We start from the raw sequence: 17,368 nt of genomic DNA on the forward strand, positions 1-17,368 counted from the left end.
ACTTCGTGGACCATGACGGGTGCGGTGTAGGGCTGCCATGGGCCGCCCGCCCCGATCGCGTACTCGGTCCTGTCCACCCCCGAGCCCGCGTCCGTCGCCGACACGGTCACCGTGGCATGCCCGATGTACGCGCCGTCGGCGTTCTTCTCACCCTCCACCGAGGCCTTGGTCTCCGGTGCCGTCGTGTCGTCCCCGCCGCCCTCGGCCACGGTGAGGATGCCCTGCATCTGCCCGTGACCCGGGATCGTGCAGTGGAAGCGGTAACGGCCGGGAGTGAGCGTGACCTCCACCGTGTACTTGCCGCCCTGGTCGTCACTGGGATTGGCCAGGATGTTCAGCGGGACGTCGTTGTTGTACTCCGGGTCGGAGACGTCGAAGGTGAGGGTGTGCGGCATGCCCGTGGTGTTGCCGGTCGCCTTGCTGTTTTCGAAGACGATCGTCGTCGGGCCCGCCACCGCGGTGGTGGGGAAGGACAGGTAGCGGTCGATCGGGTCGCCCGCGGTCCACGTGAGCACCTGGGCCGCCGCGCCCGCCTCCCGGTCGTCGGTGCGTCCGTACGCGACGGTCGAGGTCAGCCCCAGGACCATGGCCAGCGCACCCATCAGCGCGGTCCACAGGCGCAGTTGTCGATGCCGGACGAGTCTCACTGGGCCGCCGCCTTCCTCACGAGCCGATCGGCGGCCGGGGTCGGCTCGCCGCCCTTGTACGTCACACGCCACAGCGCCGACTTGGAGTCCGATGTGAAGAAGCCGCGTCCGTAGTCCAGGACGTACAGCGAACCGTCCGGCGCGAACTTCCAGTCCATGAGGTTGCGGATGCCGTTCGTGCCGACCGGGACGATCTTCTTGAGCGACTCGGCGTGGACCGGGAGCCCGCCCTTGCCGACGGTCTTCGGATCGGTCAGCACCGCATGCCGCGGCTGGTCGCCGTCGTAGAAGTCGCCGACGAACCACTTGCCGTCCCAGTACGAGGGCCAGCGCACGGCAGGATCGCTCGCTGTCCCGCCGTACCGGTACACCGGACCGTTCATGGTCGCCTGACCGCCGCCCTTGAGCCACGGCAGCAGCAGCTTCTGCTCCTCCACCTTGTAGCTGGGTACGCCTGCGGCGTCGCGCGGGTAGTCGGGGCCGCCGCCCTGCGGCGAGTACCAGATGGTGTTGGAGGTGATCGGCGGCAGAGTGACGAGGCCGTCGTTGTTGGGTGACTCGTTCTTCGGCGCGTCGCAGTTGTACCAGCCGAGCGGCTTGCTCGGATCCGGCAGATTGCGGTCCCGGTACGGCTGCTTGTTGCCCATGCAGTACGGCCAGCCGTGGTTGCCCGCCTTGGTGATGGCGGCGAAGGTGTCGTACTTGGCAGGGCCCCAGGTGGTGGACGGCGAACCGGCGTCGGGGCCGACCCAGCCCGCGTACAGGATGTCGGTCGTTCTGTCGACGAAGATCCGGGCCGGGTTGCGGACGCCCATCACATAGATCTCACCGCGCGTCTTTCCGCCGCCCTCGTCCGGCTCCTTGCCGGTGAAGAGGTTCCCCTCGGGGACCGTGTACGTGCCGTCGTCCTCCGGGTGGATCCGGAGGATCTTGCCGTTGAGGTTGTTGGTGTTGCCGGCGGTGCGGCGCGCGTCCGCGAACGAGACGCCCTTGAAGTTCGGCTCCGGGTTGTTGCCCGAGTAGCCGCCGCTGAAGCCGGACGAGTTGTTGTCGCCGGTCGCGATGTACAGATTGCCCTTGGAGTCCCAGGACATTCCGCCGCCCGAGTGACAGCAACTGTGGATCTGGACCGGCCACTTCAGCAGCACCTTCTCGCTCGCCGGGTCGAGGGTGTTGGTGGCGAGATCGAGGGTGAAGCGGGAGACGTAGCGCTCGGCCATGTGTGTGTCGCGGTTGATGCGCGCATGGGGCGTGTAGTGGAGATACACCCAGCCGTTGGTCAGGAAGTCCGGGTCGAGCTCGATACCGAGGAGGCCCTCCTCGTTCTTGGTGAGCTCGTCCCCGCCGCCCTTGTTGCCGAAGACCGTGAGCGCGCCCGCGAGCCGCACCTTCTTGGTCCTCGGGTCGAAGACGTGGATCTCGCCCTGGCCCTTGCCGATGTCGGGGTTGTTCCAGTCGGTCACGACCGGCCTGGACGAGTCGGCGCCGCCGCGTCCGATGTAGAGGATCCGGCCGTCGGGGGCGGCGACGAGGCCGTGCGGCTCGCCGATCTGGTCGTTCTGCCCGGGCTGATTGGGCTGGGTGACGCGCTCGGCCGTGTAGTTGGAGGTGATGGTGGCCTTGCAGTCGGCGCGGGAGATCCGGGAGGTCCACGCCAGCGCGCCCCGCAGGTGGTCGCGGAAGTCGGTCTCGGCGTAGGAGTCGGCCGTGCCGCCCATCCCGGTGTAGAAGGAGCGGCCGCCGTCGTAGTCACGGCACCAGGAGACGGGGTGGTCCCAGCCGTTGGCTCCCTGGCCCGGCTGGTACGAGCTCTCCTTGACCCGGGCCACCGTATGGACCGAACCGGAAGGGTTCACCGTCCAGTTGAGCCATCTGTCGGGCCGTTTCCAGTTGAGGGGCAGTTCCTTCGTGGCGGGGTGCTGCCGGTCCCCGAGCTCGACGACCGCGCGCTGGACCGCGGTCGGCGAGGTGGCGGGCCTGGCCCCGACCAGGCCCGTGAACCAGTCCGAGTAGGGCTCGGTACGGGCCGCGTCATGGATGCCGACGAAGCCACCGCCGGCCTCCATGTACGTCTCCAGCCCTGCCTCCTGCTCGGGATCCAGCACATCACCGCCACCGGTCAGAAAGACCACGGCGTTGTACTTGCCGAGCTTCCTCGCGTTGGTGAAGACGGAGGCGTCGTCGGTGGCGTCGGTACGGAACCGGCCCGTGGCAGGTCCGGACTGTCCGATCTGCTCGATCGCCGCGATACCTGCGTCGACGGCCGGCGACTCCTCGGTCGCAGAGGCATGGAAGACGAGCACCCGGACATTGGCCCCGCCCGGCGGCGAGGGAAGGGACAACGTTGTCGCGCCGGTCGTGGGAGGATCCGGATACGGCCTTGCCGTGGCGGCGGTTCCGCCGAGCAGGGACGCTCCGAGTGTCCCTGCCAGCACGGCCGCCGCGGCCCCGCGCCTTGCGCCCGGTCCGCGCCGGTATCTCGACCGGTGATGTGGTGCACGGTGCATGTGTTCACCCACCCCTCATAGGTCACAGCAACAGGCGTGAAGCTAGACCCCTTTTGGCGAGACGCCAATAGGTACGGCCGCGATACGACGAACTTTGTCCTGACGGTGGATAAACGAAGATCACCCGGCTACCGTGTGCCGCCCGGCCCGATTTCCGAGCGGCGCAAATTCCTTTCTGCATTGGGGAGTTCGCATGGACAGACGGAGTTTCAACAGGCGCGTGCTGGCCGGCGGCGCGGCTGCGGCCGCGGGTGCGACATCGTTGTCGCTCGCTGCCGTCCCCGCCGCGAGCTCCGCCGAAGCCGACGCACCGAAGACTGCCCCGGCGGGCGGCGTCGTACGCCATCTCAAGCTGTACGCCGAGAAACTGGCGGACGGTCAGATGGGCTACGGCCTGGAGAAGGGCAAGGCGACCGTACCGGGACCGGTGATCGAGCTGATCGAGGGCGACACCCTGCACATCGAGTTCGAGAACACGATGGACGTGCCCGCCAGTCTCCATGTCCACGGTGTCGACTACGACATCGCGAGCGACGGCACCAGGCTGAACCGCAGCCACGTCGAGCCGGGCGGCACCCGCACCTACACCTGGCGCACCCACGCCCCCGGTAAGCGCAAGGACGGCACATGGCGGCCCGGGAGTGCGGGCTACTGGCACTATCACGACCATGTGGTGGGTACCGACCACGGGACCGGCGGTATCCGCAAGGGGCTGTACGGCCCGGTGGTGGTGCGGCGCACGGGCGACATCCTTCCGGACAAGCAGTTCACGATCGTCTTCAACGACATGACGATCAACAACAAGCCCGGGCACCAGAGCCCGGACTTCCGTGCCACCGTGGGCGAGCGGGTCGAGATCGTCATGATCACTCACGGCGAGTACTACCACACGTTCCACATGCACGGTCATCGCTGGGCGGACAACAGGACCGGCCTGCTCACGGGCCCCGACGATCCGTCACGTGTCATCGACAACAAGATCACGGGACCGGCCGACTCCTTCGGCTTCCAGATCATCGCCGGGGAGCATGTGGGTGCCGGCGCCTGGATGTACCACTGCCATGTGCAGAGCCACTCCGACATGGGGATGGCCGGGCTGTTCCTGGTGGCGAAACCGGACGGGACGATCCCCGGGTACGAGCCGCACCACGCGGTCGCGAAGGACGAGGGCGGGCGGTCCCCCGGGCCGGGAGGTCATGCCCACCGGGCGCATTGATCACGAGCGTTGCCGACGGTCGGGGGCCTCGGCTGCGTCGACGCGGTGAAGCAGCTCGAGCAGTGTCGCGCGGTCGGCCGACGACAGGGCGGAGTAGCACGCGGCGAGGACCTCGTCGGCGATCCGGTGCCCTGCGCTCAGCACCTCTTCGCCGGCCGCGGTGAGGTAGTGCTCGATGCGCCGCCCGTTGCCCGGTCGGCGCTCGATGAGGCCCAGGGCCACCAGTCGGCCGGCGAGGGCTCCGAATGCCTGCTCGCTCTGGAACGTCGCCGCGGCAAGTGCGCGAGCCGGCGCTCCGGGCGAACGGCTGATCGCGCGCAGCGCGTCCCACTGGGCCAGTGTCGTGCCGACGGCGGCAAGCCGGCTGTCGAGCGCCCGGTGCTGCTTGTACTGGGCCTGCTTCACCGCTCTTCCGAGGACCTGCAGTTCATCGGGCATGGGCCCAGTCTAGAGCATGACTAAGCTAGCTTATATAAACATCTTTAGTTAGGGTGGGGGCATGCCCAGAGACAACACAGTCGCCCTGTACCCGGACCTGCCCCTCACCCTGACCGAGGCCGGAACAGGCCGCCCCTGCCTGATCCTTCACGGTGGCGGGGGGCCGGCCACGGTCGTCGGCCTCGCGGATCACCTCGCGCAGACCATGCACACCATCACGCCCACGCTTCCCGGCTGGAACGGCGCGCCTCGCCCTGCGTGGCTGACCGGCATCGACGATCTCGCGATCGCCTACCTGAACCACCTGCAGGACCTCCGGCTTCGCGACGTCCTCGTCGTCGGCTCCTCGATCGGCGGCTGGGCGGCAGCCGAAATGGCCGTCCGGGACACCGCGGGACTCATCACCGGACTCGTCCTCATCGACGCTGTCGGAGTGCAGGTGGAGGGCGAGCCGATCACCGACTTCTTCGCGCTCGACGCCCGCGGCGTCGCGGAGTACGCCTGGCACGACTCGGACCGCTTCTACGTCGATCCCGCCGACGTCCCCGCCGGCCGGCTCGCCGTCCGGCAGGCCAACCAGGCCGCCATGCAGGTCCTCGCGGGCGACCCCTACATGCATGACCCCAAACTGCTCCGCCGCCTGCGGCGCGTCGACCTTCCCACCCTGCTGCTCTGGGGAGAGAGCGATCGCATCGTCACCCCCGCCTACGGCGCGGCATTCGCCGACGCCTTTCCCGACGGCCGGTTCCAGGTCGTCCCCGAAGCGGGCCATCTCCCGCAGGTGGAACAGCCGGAAGCCACCTTCGCCCTGATCGACACCTACCTTTCCCGAACGGGCGCGGACGCCGACAGCGCTCGCTGACCGCGGATCGCCGTGGAGGACCGCCTTCCCCCGGCCATGCACCCGCAGCACCTCGGGCGGACCGGTGAACGCGACGTGGCCGCCGGTCAGCCGCCGAAGTTCCGGCGGCACAGGGCAGTGAGCGACGGGTCCGCCACGCCTGCCGACTCCCTGCACAGGCCGGCCATGTCGTAGCCGGGGCGCGGACGCGTTGGCCGGACTGCACCGCCGGCCGGACGGTGCTTTCGAGGGGACCCGGTCCTGGGCGGAGTACGGCGGACCGGAGGCACAGGCCGTTCGGCCTGCCGGGGCGGAGCGGGTGCGTGCCGCACGCCGTCCTTCGGGTCCTGCGCGGCCGGGCGGCCCTCGTCCTTTGCTCCGCCCGTACGGTCCCGCTCCTCCCGCGCCTCCGGTCCGGTACTCGTCAGCTCCTCGCGCACCGGGGGCCGCGGTGATGTGAGAGGCGAGGAGGAGTGGTTGCCCGCGGGGCCGAGACCGGGCGTCCGGGGCTCCTGCGTGCCCTGTACGGAGACGCAGCCGGTTGCGGTGAGCAGGGCGAGGAGTGCGAGGGGCATGTTCCGGAGGCGCATCCTTTTACCCTCCCGCAGGCATGGCGCGGGCGGTGGTGACTCCCGGCCGGACCACCGTCACGGGTGACGCGGCGACGAGATGGAGAGAGGGCTGCCGGTCGGTGGAAGCCTCCTCCGTCGGCAGGCCCGCACCGATGAGCGCCCGTGCCGCCGCGAGGCGGCAGAAGGCATCCGTCCGGAGCGGCGATCCACCCTGTTTCCCCATACGCTGTATGGCATGGCGGAGGCCACTGTCGTCGGATCCGGCCCCAACGGACTTGCGGGTGCGGTGACTCTCGCCCAGGCGGGCATGCGGGTCACGGTCCTCGAAGCCGCGGACGAGCCCGGCGGGGGCTGCCGTTCCGGTGAAGTCACCCTGCCCGGACTTCTGCACGACCACTGCTGTGCCGTCCACGCCACCGCAGTCGCATCGCCGTTCTTCAACTCTCTCGGACTCCACCGGCACGGCCTGGAGTGGGCCTGGCCCGAGGTCGATCTGGCGCACCCTCTGGACACCGGGCCGCCGGGGCTGATGCTGCGTTCGCTCGACGCCACCGCCGCCGCGCTCGGCCCCGTTGACGGTGCTGCGTGGCGCGGCGTCTTCGGCCCGCTCGCAGGCGGGTTCGACGCCCTTCTCACCGACATCATGCGGCCGGTGACCCACGTGCCCGAGCACCCTGTGCACCTCGCCCGGTACGGTCTCCGTGCCGCGCTGCCCGCCGCCGTACTCGCCCGGCGCTGGCGCACAGAAACCGCGCGGGCACTGTTCGCCGGGCTCGCGGCGCACGGCTTCCATCCGCAGAACCGTCCGCTCACCAGCGCGATCCCGCTGGTGCTGACCGCCGCGTGCCACGCGCACGGCTGGCCGGTCGCCCGCGGCGGATCGCGCGCGGTCAGCGATGCGCTCATCTCCCGGCTGAAGGAGCTCGGCGGAACGGTCGAGACCGGCGTACGGATCGACTCCCTGGACCAGCTCCCGCCCAACGGCACCATGCTGCTCGATCTCGCACCCGCAGGCGTGCTGCGGATCGCGGGAGACCGGCTGCCCGCCCGCGTACGGCGGGCCTATGCCCGTTTCCGGTACGCGCCGGGCGCGTACAAGGTCGATCTCGCGGTGGAAGGGGGTGTGCCCTGGCGGGACGAAGCCTGCCGGCGCGCCGGGACCCTGCATCTGGGCGGGTCGGCCGCAGAGGTCGCGTACACGGAGAACGAGATCAACCGGGGGAGGATGCCCGAGCGGCCGTTCGTGCTGGTGGCGCAGCAGTATCTCGCCGATCCCGGCAGGTCGCGTGGCGGAATCCATCCCGTGTACGCGTACGCCCATGTGCCGAACGGCTATCGCGGGAACGCTACGGAAGCCGTACTGCGGCAGTTCGACCGCTTCGCGCCCGGCGTGCGGGAGCGGATCGTCGCGACGGCCGTACGATCGGTCACCGCGACCGAGGCCTATAACCCGAACCATGTCGGCGGCGACATCATCACCGGCGCCACGGACCCGCTCCAGCTCGTCCTGCGTCCCCGCGCGACCCTCGATCCGTACAGCACCGGTATCCCCGGGGTGTATCTGTGCTCGGCAGCCACTCCGCCGGGCACAGGCGTACATGGAATGTGCGGGTACAACGCCGCCCGGTCGGCACTGCGTGCGGCGCGGCGCGATCGGTAGCAGACTCGTGAGAGGGGATCCCAGGAAAGGGCGAACGCACCATGCTCACCACGCGCTACGTCACAGGCTCCCCGAACTGGGTCGACCTAGGGACCCCCGACCTCGAGGGAGCGAGTGCGTTCTACGGCGGACTCTTCGGGTGGAACTTCCAGTCGGCAGGCCCCCAGGCAGGCGGCTACGGCATGTTCCAGCTCGCCGGGAGAACCGCGGCCGCCGGGATGACCGTACCGCCCGAGCAGGGACCGTCCGACTGGAACATCTACTTCCAGTCACCGGACGCCGACGCCACGGCCCAAAGGGTCAGGGACGGTGGGGGAGCCGTCCGTGCGGAGCCCATGGACGTCTTCGACCTCGGCCGCATGGCCGTCTTCTCGGACCCCGCGGGTGTGGGCTTCTCCACCTGGCAACCGGGCACCAACAAGGGCCTGGACGTGGTCAACGAGACGGGTTCGCTGCGGTGGGCGGAGCTCTACACACCCGACACGGAGGCCGCATTCGAGTTCTACCGCTCGGTGTTCGGCTGGGAGGAGTACGGCATCCCGATCCCGAGCGGCGACACGTACACCACGGTCAACCCGGCGGGCGAGGGCCCGGACGGAATGTTCGCCGGCCTAGTCCCTCTGGAAGCAGACCCGGCCGAGGCGGCCGACGGCCCGTACTGGCTCCCCTACTTCGAGGTCGCCGACACGGACGCGACCGCCTCGAAGGCAGAACAACTCGGCGGTAAGGTCCGGTTGGCGCCACTGGACCTGGAGGACGTGGGCCGCATCGCGAAACTGGCCGACCCCTACGGCGCGCGCTTCGCGGTCATGAAGAGCGTGTCGTACGGGTGAGTGCCGCGAGGCCCACCCGTTGATCGTCCATTGATGGCGCGTTTATCGGCGGCGGGCAACGTGTCCCGCATGCCGATCACCACCATCACCATGACCGCCAGCACCGAGCGCGAGCCCTCGTGGCAGGAATCAGCCCTCTGCGCCCAGGCCGGCCCCGAGTTCTTCTTCCCCGCTCCCGGCTCCTCCACCCGCGAGGCCAAGCAGCTCTGCGGAGCGTGCGAGGAGCGGGTGGCGTGCCTGGAGTACGCGCTGGCGAACGACGAGCGGTTCGGGGTGTGGGGCGGGCTGTCGGAGAAGGAGAGGCTCCGGCTGAGGCGCGATCAGAACCAGGGCCGCAGGTAACGGCCGTTCTTGGCGAGCCCGGCGCGCTCGGCGACGTCGTCGGGCGACGGTTGAGGCTCATCACGGTTCGGCGGTTTCGTAACCACCCGTTGTGGAAAGTGGCCGCCTGCGGGGGACGCAACCCCACCGCACGTGGGATCACCGGCGAACCAGATGACTTCGACATGGCCGTTCTGCTTGTGCCGGAGGTCGCACCGGTATGGGACGGTGTAGATCGCCACTTCATGGTTCGGGGCGATGGTCAGCACCAGGACGTAGTCCCGGCTTCGTGGGACATACCTGCAGGGATACGCGCGCCAGGGGTAGCACTGGAGGATGCGTGCCATGCGCGGCGCGCCTAGCAGACCCATCGCGAGAAAGGGGATGACGGGTAGCGAGACGAGGAGTGTAATGGCGACCCATGAGATCGCGACTTCAGTCTTCTGGAGCGAGATACATGCGGTGGTCAACAGGGCAGGGCCGATGATCGACGCGGCACACCAGCCGCCACGTCTCCTGACAAGCCTGCGGTAAGCCTTCGTGGTCGCAGGATGCTCGAACGCGGCCTTGCACATCGGGACGGCCGGTGCCGGGAGGCGGGTCACAGCAACACCTCCAGCAGACGACTCGGGGGGAGTGCTGGTTCGGATGCGGGATCCACGAAGCTGACCGTCTGTCCGATGCCCAAGAGGATATCCGTGTACTCCGTCGCCATGTTGGTGGCGCACGTTGTCAAATCGATGACTACGACTCGGGATCCGTAGGGCCTGGCCACGGCCAAACGAGCCTGGAAGACGTCGGGCGCGCGAGTTTCGATTCCGGTGGCCGCCAGCAGGTGAGCTGGGAACTGGGGCAGCATCCGCGCTGTGAGTGCAGCGGGCCGGCCCGAAGAATGGTCGATCTGCCTCCGGTCGACAACTACGCCGAACTCTCCGGTAGCCAGATCGATGCTGCACCGCGCGGCTGCCAGTGTTGGATTCGGCGCGCCGGTGGCCACGTCGGACAGCGTGAGTACGGACACGCACAACTCGCCCTCCAATCCGGTATGGAGGCCGAAGGCGGCGTGCATGGTGCCCGCTTCGTACAGTTCATCCAAAAGGCGGAGAAGAGCACCGGTTTCGCGCAACCGCTGCATGGCTACCGAGGGGTCGTCGTGGACGAGGGGGAGCTCCTGCTCCAACTGCACTCTCAAATGCTCAAGACTGTTTGGATCGATGTCGTGGTATCCGGGTGGAAGGGAGAACCAACAACCGTCGACCAGCTGAGGGGATACGGGAATGTCCATGGCGAACCTTCTAACGAGCCTGTGACCATGCGCGGGCAGCGGAATAGAGGTTGGGTACGTCCGAAGTGCCAAGGCGGGCGCCATCAATGGTCGCTCCACCGGCCTGAACGCCCTCCTGGTCCTCGAAGGAGGTGAGTCCGACACTCGACGTCGCAACGCCGGTCCCCGCCACGCCTGCTTGCAGCGACTGTGACGACACTCGCTCGCCGGAGCTGCGAACCGTCCAGTCCAGAAGTGGCTTCGGGGCATCGTTGATGGATTGCATCGCTTCGTTGGAACCTGTTCCGAAACTCCGAACCCCTGCATGGAGCCGGGACAAGCCCTCGCCCGCCGCGGCTGAGGCCCGTGCTGCCCCCACCGCCCCCTTGGACACGGCGGCCAGTCCCGGCACCGCACCCAGGGCATCGCCGGTGAGAGCCGCTGAGGCTGCCCAGAACTTCCCGTCGAACTCTCCTTTGGTGAACCCACCTTTGAGCGCGGCTTGCACCTTTGTGTCCCGGGCATGGACGACGAGGGCGGCGAGGCTCAGGCCAGCGGCGACGAAGAGCAAGGGCACTGCCACGCCCGTTGCGAAGACGGCGACAAGCCCCAACGCAGCCGACAGCGTGCTCAGGCCATCACCCAAGTTCTCGTCCACCCACTTCAACACCCCGTCGAACGCCCCCGGCTCCACCGGCGCCAGCCTCTCCGTCGCCTCGCCGAGCTCCTTCGCGATCCGCGCCGCCTCCAGCCGGTGCGTCTCCTCCAGTTCACGGGCGAGCTTCCGCACCCCCGCCAGCGCCTCACGGGCCTGTGTCACCCCCTGCATCGCCGCCGCGAGGTCCGTCGCGGGCGCGTCGGGGCGGGCGCGGGTCGAGGACTCGTGGGCCTCGGCGTTGGTGAGGGCCGTCGACTCGAGCCTGGCGCGCGACTCGTACGTACGGGCCGTCGCCTGGTAGCCGATCAGGTCGTCGTGCCACGTGCCGAGCCGTGTCGCGGCCTTGGACAGCGAGCGGTGCGCGTTGTGGAGGCAGCGCGGGAGGTCGCCGTCCAGGGCGTTGCGGAAGGCCGTCGCTGCCTCACCCTGCCAGGTGGAGCTCTCGCCGAGCAGGCGCTCGACGAGGCGGTGGGCCGTGCCGAGGGACGCGGCGGACGCGGCCAGTTTGGTGCGCAGGGCCGCGATCTCGGTCGGGCTGCCAGGGGCCGGGTCCCGACCCAGATACGGAAAGGCCGTGTCAGGCACCCGGTGCCACCGCCCTGAACGCCGCCTCGATGGCGCGATTGATCTCGCTGTAGGCCCCATGACCGGCCTTGACGCCCTCATGGACGGTGCCGATCCGTTCGCCCAGTTGATCGGCGCCGTATTTCCAGCGCTCCTGGAAGCCGTCGCACGCCTCGTCCAGCTCTTTCGTGCCGAGCTGATCGGCGCGTACATGCTCCAGAGCGCGTCTTGCCTCGCCGAGCGAGGTCAGGGATTCCTGAAGTGCGTGGGTGAAGCGGCCCAACTGGTCGGTGTCCACCTGGAGATCACGGCTCATGGCGGACCACCATGGCAGATCATCTCCAAAGCGCAGAAATGCCGTACGTCTTACGAGTGGTGGGATAACAGGATGCTGACCCCCGGTGGGCATCATTACGATCAACGAGCATGAGTGACCGGATCACGGACGAGGAGCTGGTGGCGTTCGGCCGCATGGTCGGACAGCTGAGGGCGCTGCCCCTGGACGACCCTCGTCGGATGCGCGGCGAAGAACTCGCCGCGTCCTTCGCGCGGGAGAGCCGTAACAAGCGGCGAAAGGCACGCCGGCAGAAGCACACGGACGCGGACGCCGAGCTGAGCGCCGCCACCGCGACCGGTGCGCTCGACCGCCGTGAGGACACCGCGCTGGCGATGCGGGAGGGGAGTCCGGGGAAGTATCTGAAACCCCGGCACTGCTATGTCTGCAAGTCGTTGTACCGACAGGCCGACGCGTTCTACCACCGTCTCTGCCCCGACTGCGCCCGTGACAACGCGGCACGCCGGGCCCTGCGCACCGACCTTTCCGGCCGCCGTGTGCTGCTCACCGGCGGCCGGGTGAAGATCGGCTTCCAGTTGGCGCTGATGATGCTGCGCGACGGCGCAGAGGTGCTCGTCACCAGTCGCTTCCCCCGGGACACGCTGCGCCGGTTCCGTGCGGCGGAGGGCAGTGAGGAGTGGTTCGGGCGGCTCACCGTCGTCGCGATCGACCTGCGTGACCCGCGCCAGGTGCTCGGGCTGTGCGACCGGCTCCGTGCGCAGGGCGAGCCCCTCGACATACTGGTCAACAACGCCGCCCAGACGATACGGCGGCCACCCGAGTCGTACGCTCTGCTCGCCGCGGGGGAGGGGAGCTCACCACCGCCCGCGGTGCTCGCCGCGCCGGGGTACGCGACCATGGCGGCCGTCGGCGGGCCCTCCGGTTCCCTCGACCTCGTGCTTCCCGACGCGGACGAGGCCGGACTGCTGCCCGACCCGTCCCCGGTCAACTCCTGGTCCGCACGCATCGGGGAGCTCGACCCCGCCGAGATCCTCGAAACCCAGCTCGTCAACGCCCTGGCACCCGCGCTTCTGTGCGACCGGCTGCTGCCGTTGCTGCTCGCGTCACCGCGCCCGCGTCGTTACATCGTCAATGTGTCGGCGGTCGAGGGCCGGTTCGCCGTGCGCAACAAGACCGGTGGCCATCCGCACACCAACATGGCCAAGGCGGCCCTGAACATGCTGACCCGTACGAGTGCACGGGAACTGGCCGCCGAGGGTGTGCACATGTGCAGTGTGGACACGGGCTGGATCACGGACGAGAACCCCGCCCCGCGAAAGGCGCGCATCGCCGCGGCCGGCACCCGCACTCCGCTCGACATCGTGGACGGCGCGGCGCGTGTGTACGACCCGATCGTGCGGGGCGAGGCGGGGACGCCGGTCGCCGGAGTCTTCCTGAAGGACTACCGCGAGGCCGATTGGTGACGTCCGTGCCCGGCGGGCGGCCGGCGCGCCGGGACGCACCTCCCGGAATCGCGCCGCCCGCCCCCCGGGGCACGTGTCAGCCCGTGGCGCGCGCGGCCATCCGCGCCTTGCGCGCCGCCAGCCTCTCGTCGAACTTGCTGGCCTCGGAGTCCAGCCCGCGCATGTACAGGCCCAGTTCCTCCTGTGCCTTCATGCCCTCGGGGCCGAGCCCGTCGATCTCCAGGACCTTGAGGAACCGCAGTACGGGCTGCAGCACGTCGTCGTGGTGGATGCGCATGTTGTAGATCTCGCCGATCGCCATCTGCGCCGCCGCCCGCTCGAAGCCCGGCATCCCGTGCCCGGGCATGCGGAAGTTGACCACGACATCGCGTACGGCCTGCATCGTCAGATCCGGGGCGAGCTCGAAGGCCGCGCCCAGCAGGTTCCGGTAGAAGACCATGTGCAGGTTCTCGTCGGTCGCGATCCGCGCCAGCATCCGGTCGCAGACGGGGTCGCCCGACTGGTGGCCGGTGTTGCGGTGCGAGATGCGCGTCGCGAGCTCCTGGAAGGCCACGTACGCGACGGAGTGCAGCATCGAGTGACGGTTGTCGGACTCGAAGCCCTCCGCCATGTGCGTCATCCGGAACTGCTCCAGCTTGTCCGGGTCGACGGCACGCGAGGTGAGCAGATAGTCACGCATGACGATGCCGTGCCGGCCCTCCTCCGCCGTCCAGCGGTGCACCCAGGTGCCCCAGGCGCCGTCACGGCCGAAGAGCGTCGCGATCTCGTGGTGGTAGCTCGGCAGGTTGTCCTCGGTGAGCAGGTTCACGACGAGGGCGATCTTGCCGATGTCGGTGACCTTGGACTGGCCGGGCTCCCAGGCCTCGCCGTCCTCGAAGAGCCCCGGGAAGTTCCGGCCGTCCGTCCAGGGGACGTACTCGTGCGGCATCCAGTCCTTGGCGATCTTGAGATGCCGGTTGAGTTCCTTCTCCACCACTTCTTCCAGCGCGTACAGCAGCCGGGCGTCGGTCCACGCTTCCGAGCTGCCGAGGTGGGGAGAGGTGATCGTCACGGGTACTCCTGGGGACGGGAGAGATATCGGGGGCGTAAGCGGACGAGGCTGTGGACCCGTCCACTCCACGGTAGGGCAGGCAGGCTTCAATACCTACGGCCTCGTAGGTTACGAAACCGTAGGTTAAAGGCCCGGTAAGCCATGGGCCAAGCCCGTGTTCGCTACGTCCGGCTACGACCGGTTATGTATGCAGGTCTCGGAGGCGAACCGAGAGACAGGTCACGCATCCTTCGAGCTTCTCGAACTCGCTGATGTCCACCGGAACCGGGACGTATCCGAGGTCGGTGAACAGCTCGGCCGTCTTCGGCGCGCTCGCTGCCATGAGCAGCTTCCCGCCCCCGAGCAGCACGACATGCGCCCCTGACTCCTCCGGCACCGGCAGAAACCGCGGAAAGAGGGAAGGCTGCTCGACGAGGGGGCCGTATCCGATCACGGTCCCGTCCGGCAGCGCCGTCACTGCGGACTTCAGATGCAGCACCTTCGACACGGGTACGGGGACCACGCGTGCGCCCAGGGGCTCGAAGGCCGCCCGCAGCTGCTGCACTCCCGCCGCGTTGGTCCGCCCGCCGCGGCCCACGTACACCGTGTCGCCGATCTTGAGCACATCGCCGCCGTCGAGGGTGCCGGGCTCCCACACCCAGTTAACCGAGCAGCCGAGCCTCGCCAGGGTCTCCTCGACGGCCGTGGTCTCCGGCCTGCGGGACTCGGCCCCTGACCGGGCGATGAGGGCCACATTCCGGAACATCACCACGGTGTCCTCGATGAACACCGCGTCCGGGCAGTCGTCGGCCGCCTCGGTCTCCACGGTCTCCCAGCCGTGCTCGCGCAGGGCGTCCGCGTACGCCTCCCACTGGGCGAGGGCGGCCTCCGCGTCGACAGGTCGGCGCTCGATGTGGGTGACCAGGCCCTCGGCCAGGCGCGGGCTCGGGCGTCGGATCAGGGCTCTTCTGCTCGGCACGGGGTCTCCTGAGCGGGCTCGGGGGGTGACGGCGCCCATCATTAGCCGCACCGCCCCGGTCCCGTAAAGACCCGGTCGGGGGCGGGCCCGGAGTCACGTGCGGTGAGTTGGGCCGGTCAGGTGGTGGCGGGGGCGGACCGGTGGTTGCGGGGGCGGACCGGCCGCGGCGGTTCCGGCGCCCCGCCTCACCTTCGCCCGCCTGCTACTCCACGGCCTGCGCCCGGCGTACCTCGTCGGCCGTCGTGGGCCGCAGCTCACCGTCAAGCACCAGCCACCGGGTGATGCCGACAGACTCCAGGAAGGGCACGTCGTGGCTCGCCACGATCAGCGCTCCCTCGTACGCCTCCAGCGCCGCAGTCAGACTCCGCACGCTCGCCATGTCCAGATTGTTCGTCGGCTCGTCCAGCATCAGCAGCTGCGGAGCGGGCTCCGCGAGCAGCAGCGCCGCGAGGCCGGCACGGAACCGTTCCCCGCCCGACAGGGTCCCGGCCGCCCGGTCCGCCCGCGCCCCCTTGAACAGGAACCGCGCCAGCCGCGCGCGGATCGCGTTGTCCGTCGCGGACGGCGCGAAACGGGCCACGTTCTCGGCGACGCTCAACCCGTCGTCGAGCACGTCCAGCCGCTGCGGAAGGAAGCGCAACGGCACTTGGGCCGCCACTTCACCCGCGACCGGCTCCAGCTCCCCGGCCGCCGTGCGCAGCAGTGTCGTCTTGCCGGCGCCGTTCCGCCCGACGAGCGCGATCCGTTCGGGACCGCGGATCTCGAACTCCCCCGCCACCCGGGCGCCGTACAGCAGCTCGACACCGGACAGCCGCAGCACACCGAGGCCCGGATGCACCTTGGTGTACGGCAGCTCGATCCGGATCTCGTCGTCGTCGCGCACGGCTTCGACCGCCGCGTCGAGCCGTTCCTTCGCCTCACTCAGCTTCTCGGTGTGCATGATGCGGTGCTTTCCCGCCGAGACCTGAGCCTGCCGTTTGCGCGCCCCCATCACGATCTTGGGCTCGCGCTTGTTCTCGAACATCTTCTGTCCGTACCGCTTGCGGCGGGCCAGCTTGACGTGGGCGTCGGCCAGTTCGCGCTTCTGCCGCTGTACGTCGGCCTCCGCGACCCGGACCAACCGCTCGGCGGCCTCCTGCTCCACGGCCAGGGCCTCCTCGTAGTCCGAGTAGGCGCCGCCGTACCAGGCCACCTCGCCGTCGCGCAGATCGGCGATCTGGTCGACCCGCTCCAGCAGTTCACGGTCATGGCTGACCACGATCATCACCCCCGACCAGGTCTCCACGGCGTCGTACAGCCGTCCCCGCGCGTACAGATCCAGATTGTTGGTCGGCTCGTCCAGCAGCAGCACGTCGGGGCGCGCCAGCAGCAGTGAGGCGAGCCGTAGCAGCACGCACTCGCCGCCCGACATCTCGCCGATGGTCCGGTCCAGGCCCACGTGTCCGAGCCCGAGCTGGTCGAGCGTGGCGCGCGCCCGCTCCTCGACGTCCCAGTCGTCGCCGACCGCAGTGAAGTGCTGCTCGCGGACATCGCCCGCCTCGATGGCGTGCAGCGCGGCCCGGGTGGCGGCCACGCCGAGCGCCTCGTCGACGCGCAGAGCCGTGTCGAGGACCAGATTCTGCGGGAGATGTCCGATCTGGCCCGCGACACGCACGGTGCCCTCGGTGGGCGTGAGTTCACCCGCGATCAGGCGCAGCAGCGTCGACTTCCCGCAGCCGTTGAGACCGATCAGACCGGTCCTGCCCGGCCCGACGGCCAGCTGGAAGTCGTCGAGGACGGGGGTGCCGTCCGGCCAGGAGAAGGAGAGCGAGGTGCAGGTGACAGAGGTGGGGAAGACAGACACTAGGGCCTCCCTGTTGCGGTGGAAGAAGACATGAGCAACGGGTGAGACACCGGTCGGGACAGCACAAAGGCCCTGGTCCGGGGGACGGGACGGCTCGTACGCCGAGGTCGCACACGGGCACGCGGGCAGAAGCCGCGTCACACGGTGTCTCAAGACCTCAGACGAGCAATGTCCTTCTCCGATCAACGACTGCAGGGCCGATATCGAAGTTACGCCCGGGCAGGACGGTGGGCAACC

At 69.2% G+C, this 17,368-nt stretch carries 18 protein-coding genes; 6 read left to right on the forward strand and 12 right to left on the reverse strand.

All coding sequences use genetic code 11. From position 1 onward, the window contains the following. Both ACFU5O_RS06635 and ACFU5O_RS06640 read right to left on the reverse strand, forming a co-directional pair. Nucleotides 1–602 (reverse strand): OmpL47-type beta-barrel domain-containing protein (locus tag ACFU5O_RS06635; protein ID WP_384237778.1); only part of this gene is annotated, 602 nt, incomplete at its 3' end. Nucleotides 603–643: 41 nt separating this feature from the next. Then, entirely contained in the window at nt 644–3,154 is a 2,511-nt protein-coding gene (locus ACFU5O_RS06640; RefSeq protein WP_384237165.1) for a ThuA domain-containing protein, read from the reverse strand. Between the two features lie 193 nt (nt 3,155–3,347). Here ACFU5O_RS06640 and ACFU5O_RS06645 point away from each other — a divergent pair, with 193 nt between their 5' ends. Continuing rightward, nucleotides 3,348–4,370 carry a multicopper oxidase domain-containing protein gene (locus ACFU5O_RS06645; RefSeq protein WP_384237167.1) on the forward strand — a complete coding sequence of 341 codons (1,023 nt, stop codon included), beginning with the start codon at nt 3,348–3,350 and terminating at the stop codon, nt 4,368–4,370. On the opposite strand, the gene ACFU5O_RS06650 is transcribed toward ACFU5O_RS06645, so the two are convergent. After that, nucleotides 4,371–4,808: a MarR family winged helix-turn-helix transcriptional regulator gene (locus ACFU5O_RS06650; RefSeq protein WP_384237169.1), complete on the reverse strand. Its 438-nt coding sequence runs from the start codon at nt 4,806–4,808 to the stop codon at nt 4,371–4,373. Nucleotides 4,809–4,869: 61 nt separating this feature from the next. On the opposite strand from ACFU5O_RS06650, the gene ACFU5O_RS06655 reads away from it, so the two are divergent. Further along, complete coding sequence (locus tag ACFU5O_RS06655) at nt 4,870–5,670, forward strand: alpha/beta fold hydrolase (protein WP_384237170.1); 801 nt, start codon at nt 4,870–4,872, stop codon at nt 5,668–5,670. An 86-nt stretch (nt 5,671–5,756) separates the two neighbouring features. Here ACFU5O_RS06655 and ACFU5O_RS06660 read toward each other — a convergent pair whose 3' ends face one another. Together ACFU5O_RS06660 and ACFU5O_RS06665 are read right to left on the reverse strand one after the other, a co-directional pair. After that, the gene (locus ACFU5O_RS06660) at nt 5,757–6,224 is read right to left on the reverse strand and encodes a hypothetical protein (protein WP_384237172.1); all 468 of its coding nucleotides are present in this window, start codon (nt 6,222–6,224) and stop codon (nt 5,757–5,759) included. Between the two features lie 19 nt (nt 6,225–6,243). Further along, on the reverse strand, nt 6,244–6,444 hold the full coding sequence (locus tag ACFU5O_RS06665; RefSeq protein WP_384237173.1) for a hypothetical protein: 201 nt from the start codon (nt 6,442–6,444) through the stop codon (nt 6,244–6,246). Between the two features lie 12 nt (nt 6,445–6,456). Between ACFU5O_RS06665 and ACFU5O_RS06670 the strand changes: the two genes are divergently transcribed. The 3 genes from ACFU5O_RS06670 to ACFU5O_RS06680 all read left to right on the forward strand — a co-directional run bounded on the left by ACFU5O_RS06670 (nt 6,457) and on the right by ACFU5O_RS06680 (nt 9,056). Continuing rightward, nucleotides 6,457–7,881: a phytoene desaturase family protein gene (locus ACFU5O_RS06670; RefSeq protein WP_384237174.1), complete on the forward strand. Its 1,425-nt coding sequence runs from the start codon at nt 6,457–6,459 to the stop codon at nt 7,879–7,881. A gap of 41 nt (nt 7,882–7,922) precedes the next feature. Then, nucleotides 7,923–8,714, forward strand: a complete 792-nt coding sequence (locus ACFU5O_RS06675; protein WP_384237176.1) for a VOC family protein — start codon at nt 7,923–7,925, stop codon at nt 8,712–8,714. A 69-nt stretch (nt 8,715–8,783) separates the two neighbouring features. Further along, nucleotides 8,784–9,056, forward strand: a complete 273-nt coding sequence (locus tag ACFU5O_RS06680; protein WP_384237177.1) for a WhiB family transcriptional regulator — start codon at nt 8,784–8,786, stop codon at nt 9,054–9,056. Here ACFU5O_RS06680 and ACFU5O_RS06685 read toward each other — a convergent pair. Genes ACFU5O_RS06685 through ACFU5O_RS06700 form a run of 4 tightly spaced genes read right to left on the reverse strand, consistent with a single transcriptional unit; the run spans nt 9,035 to nt 11,837 of the window. Then, on the reverse strand, nt 9,035–9,640 hold the full coding sequence (locus ACFU5O_RS06685) for a hypothetical protein (RefSeq protein ID WP_384237179.1): 606 nt from the start codon (nt 9,638–9,640) through the stop codon (nt 9,035–9,037). The genes ACFU5O_RS06680 and ACFU5O_RS06685 overlap by 22 nt on opposite strands. After that, nucleotides 9,637–10,320: a hypothetical protein gene (locus ACFU5O_RS06690; RefSeq protein ID WP_384237180.1), complete on the reverse strand. Its 684-nt coding sequence runs from the start codon at nt 10,318–10,320 to the stop codon at nt 9,637–9,639. Before ACFU5O_RS06690 ends, ACFU5O_RS06685 begins: the two co-directional genes overlap by 4 nt. Nucleotides 10,321–10,330: 10 nt before the next feature. Next, nucleotides 10,331–11,542 (reverse strand): hypothetical protein, encoded by a 1,212-nt coding sequence (locus ACFU5O_RS06695; protein WP_384237181.1) that lies wholly within the window; start codon nt 11,540–11,542, stop codon nt 10,331–10,333. Next, on the reverse strand, nt 11,535–11,837 hold the full coding sequence (locus ACFU5O_RS06700) for a hypothetical protein (protein WP_384237184.1): 303 nt from the start codon (nt 11,835–11,837) through the stop codon (nt 11,535–11,537). Before ACFU5O_RS06700 ends, ACFU5O_RS06695 begins: the two co-directional genes overlap by 8 nt. A gap of 110 nt (nt 11,838–11,947) precedes the next feature. Between ACFU5O_RS06700 and ACFU5O_RS06705 the strand changes: the two genes are divergently transcribed. Next, on the forward strand, nt 11,948–13,279 hold the full coding sequence (locus ACFU5O_RS06705; protein ID WP_384237186.1) for an SDR family NAD(P)-dependent oxidoreductase: 1,332 nt from the start codon (nt 11,948–11,950) through the stop codon (nt 13,277–13,279). A 76-nt stretch (nt 13,280–13,355) separates the two neighbouring features. Here ACFU5O_RS06705 and ACFU5O_RS06710 read toward each other — a convergent pair whose 3' ends face one another. The 3 genes from ACFU5O_RS06710 to ACFU5O_RS06720 form a co-directional block, all read right to left on the reverse strand. Next, on the reverse strand, nt 13,356–14,330 hold the full coding sequence (locus ACFU5O_RS06710) for an acyl-ACP desaturase (protein ID WP_384237189.1): 975 nt from the start codon (nt 14,328–14,330) through the stop codon (nt 13,356–13,358). Nucleotides 14,331–14,511: 181 nt separating this feature from the next. Continuing rightward, nucleotides 14,512–15,288 (reverse strand): dimethylargininase, encoded by a 777-nt coding sequence (ddaH, locus tag ACFU5O_RS06715; RefSeq protein WP_384237192.1) that lies wholly within the window; start codon nt 15,286–15,288, stop codon nt 14,512–14,514. A gap of 202 nt (nt 15,289–15,490) precedes the next feature. Next, a complete protein-coding gene (locus ACFU5O_RS06720; RefSeq protein ID WP_384237195.1) occupies nt 15,491–17,131 on the reverse strand; it encodes an ABC-F family ATP-binding cassette domain-containing protein in 1,641 nt (546 codons plus the stop codon). Nucleotides 17,132–17,368 lie beyond the last annotated feature (237 nt).

Origin of the sequence: Streptomyces sp. NPDC057445, from assembly GCF_042802855.1 — a bacterium.
Lineage (GTDB): Bacteria > Actinomycetota > Actinomycetes > Streptomycetales > Streptomycetaceae > Streptomyces.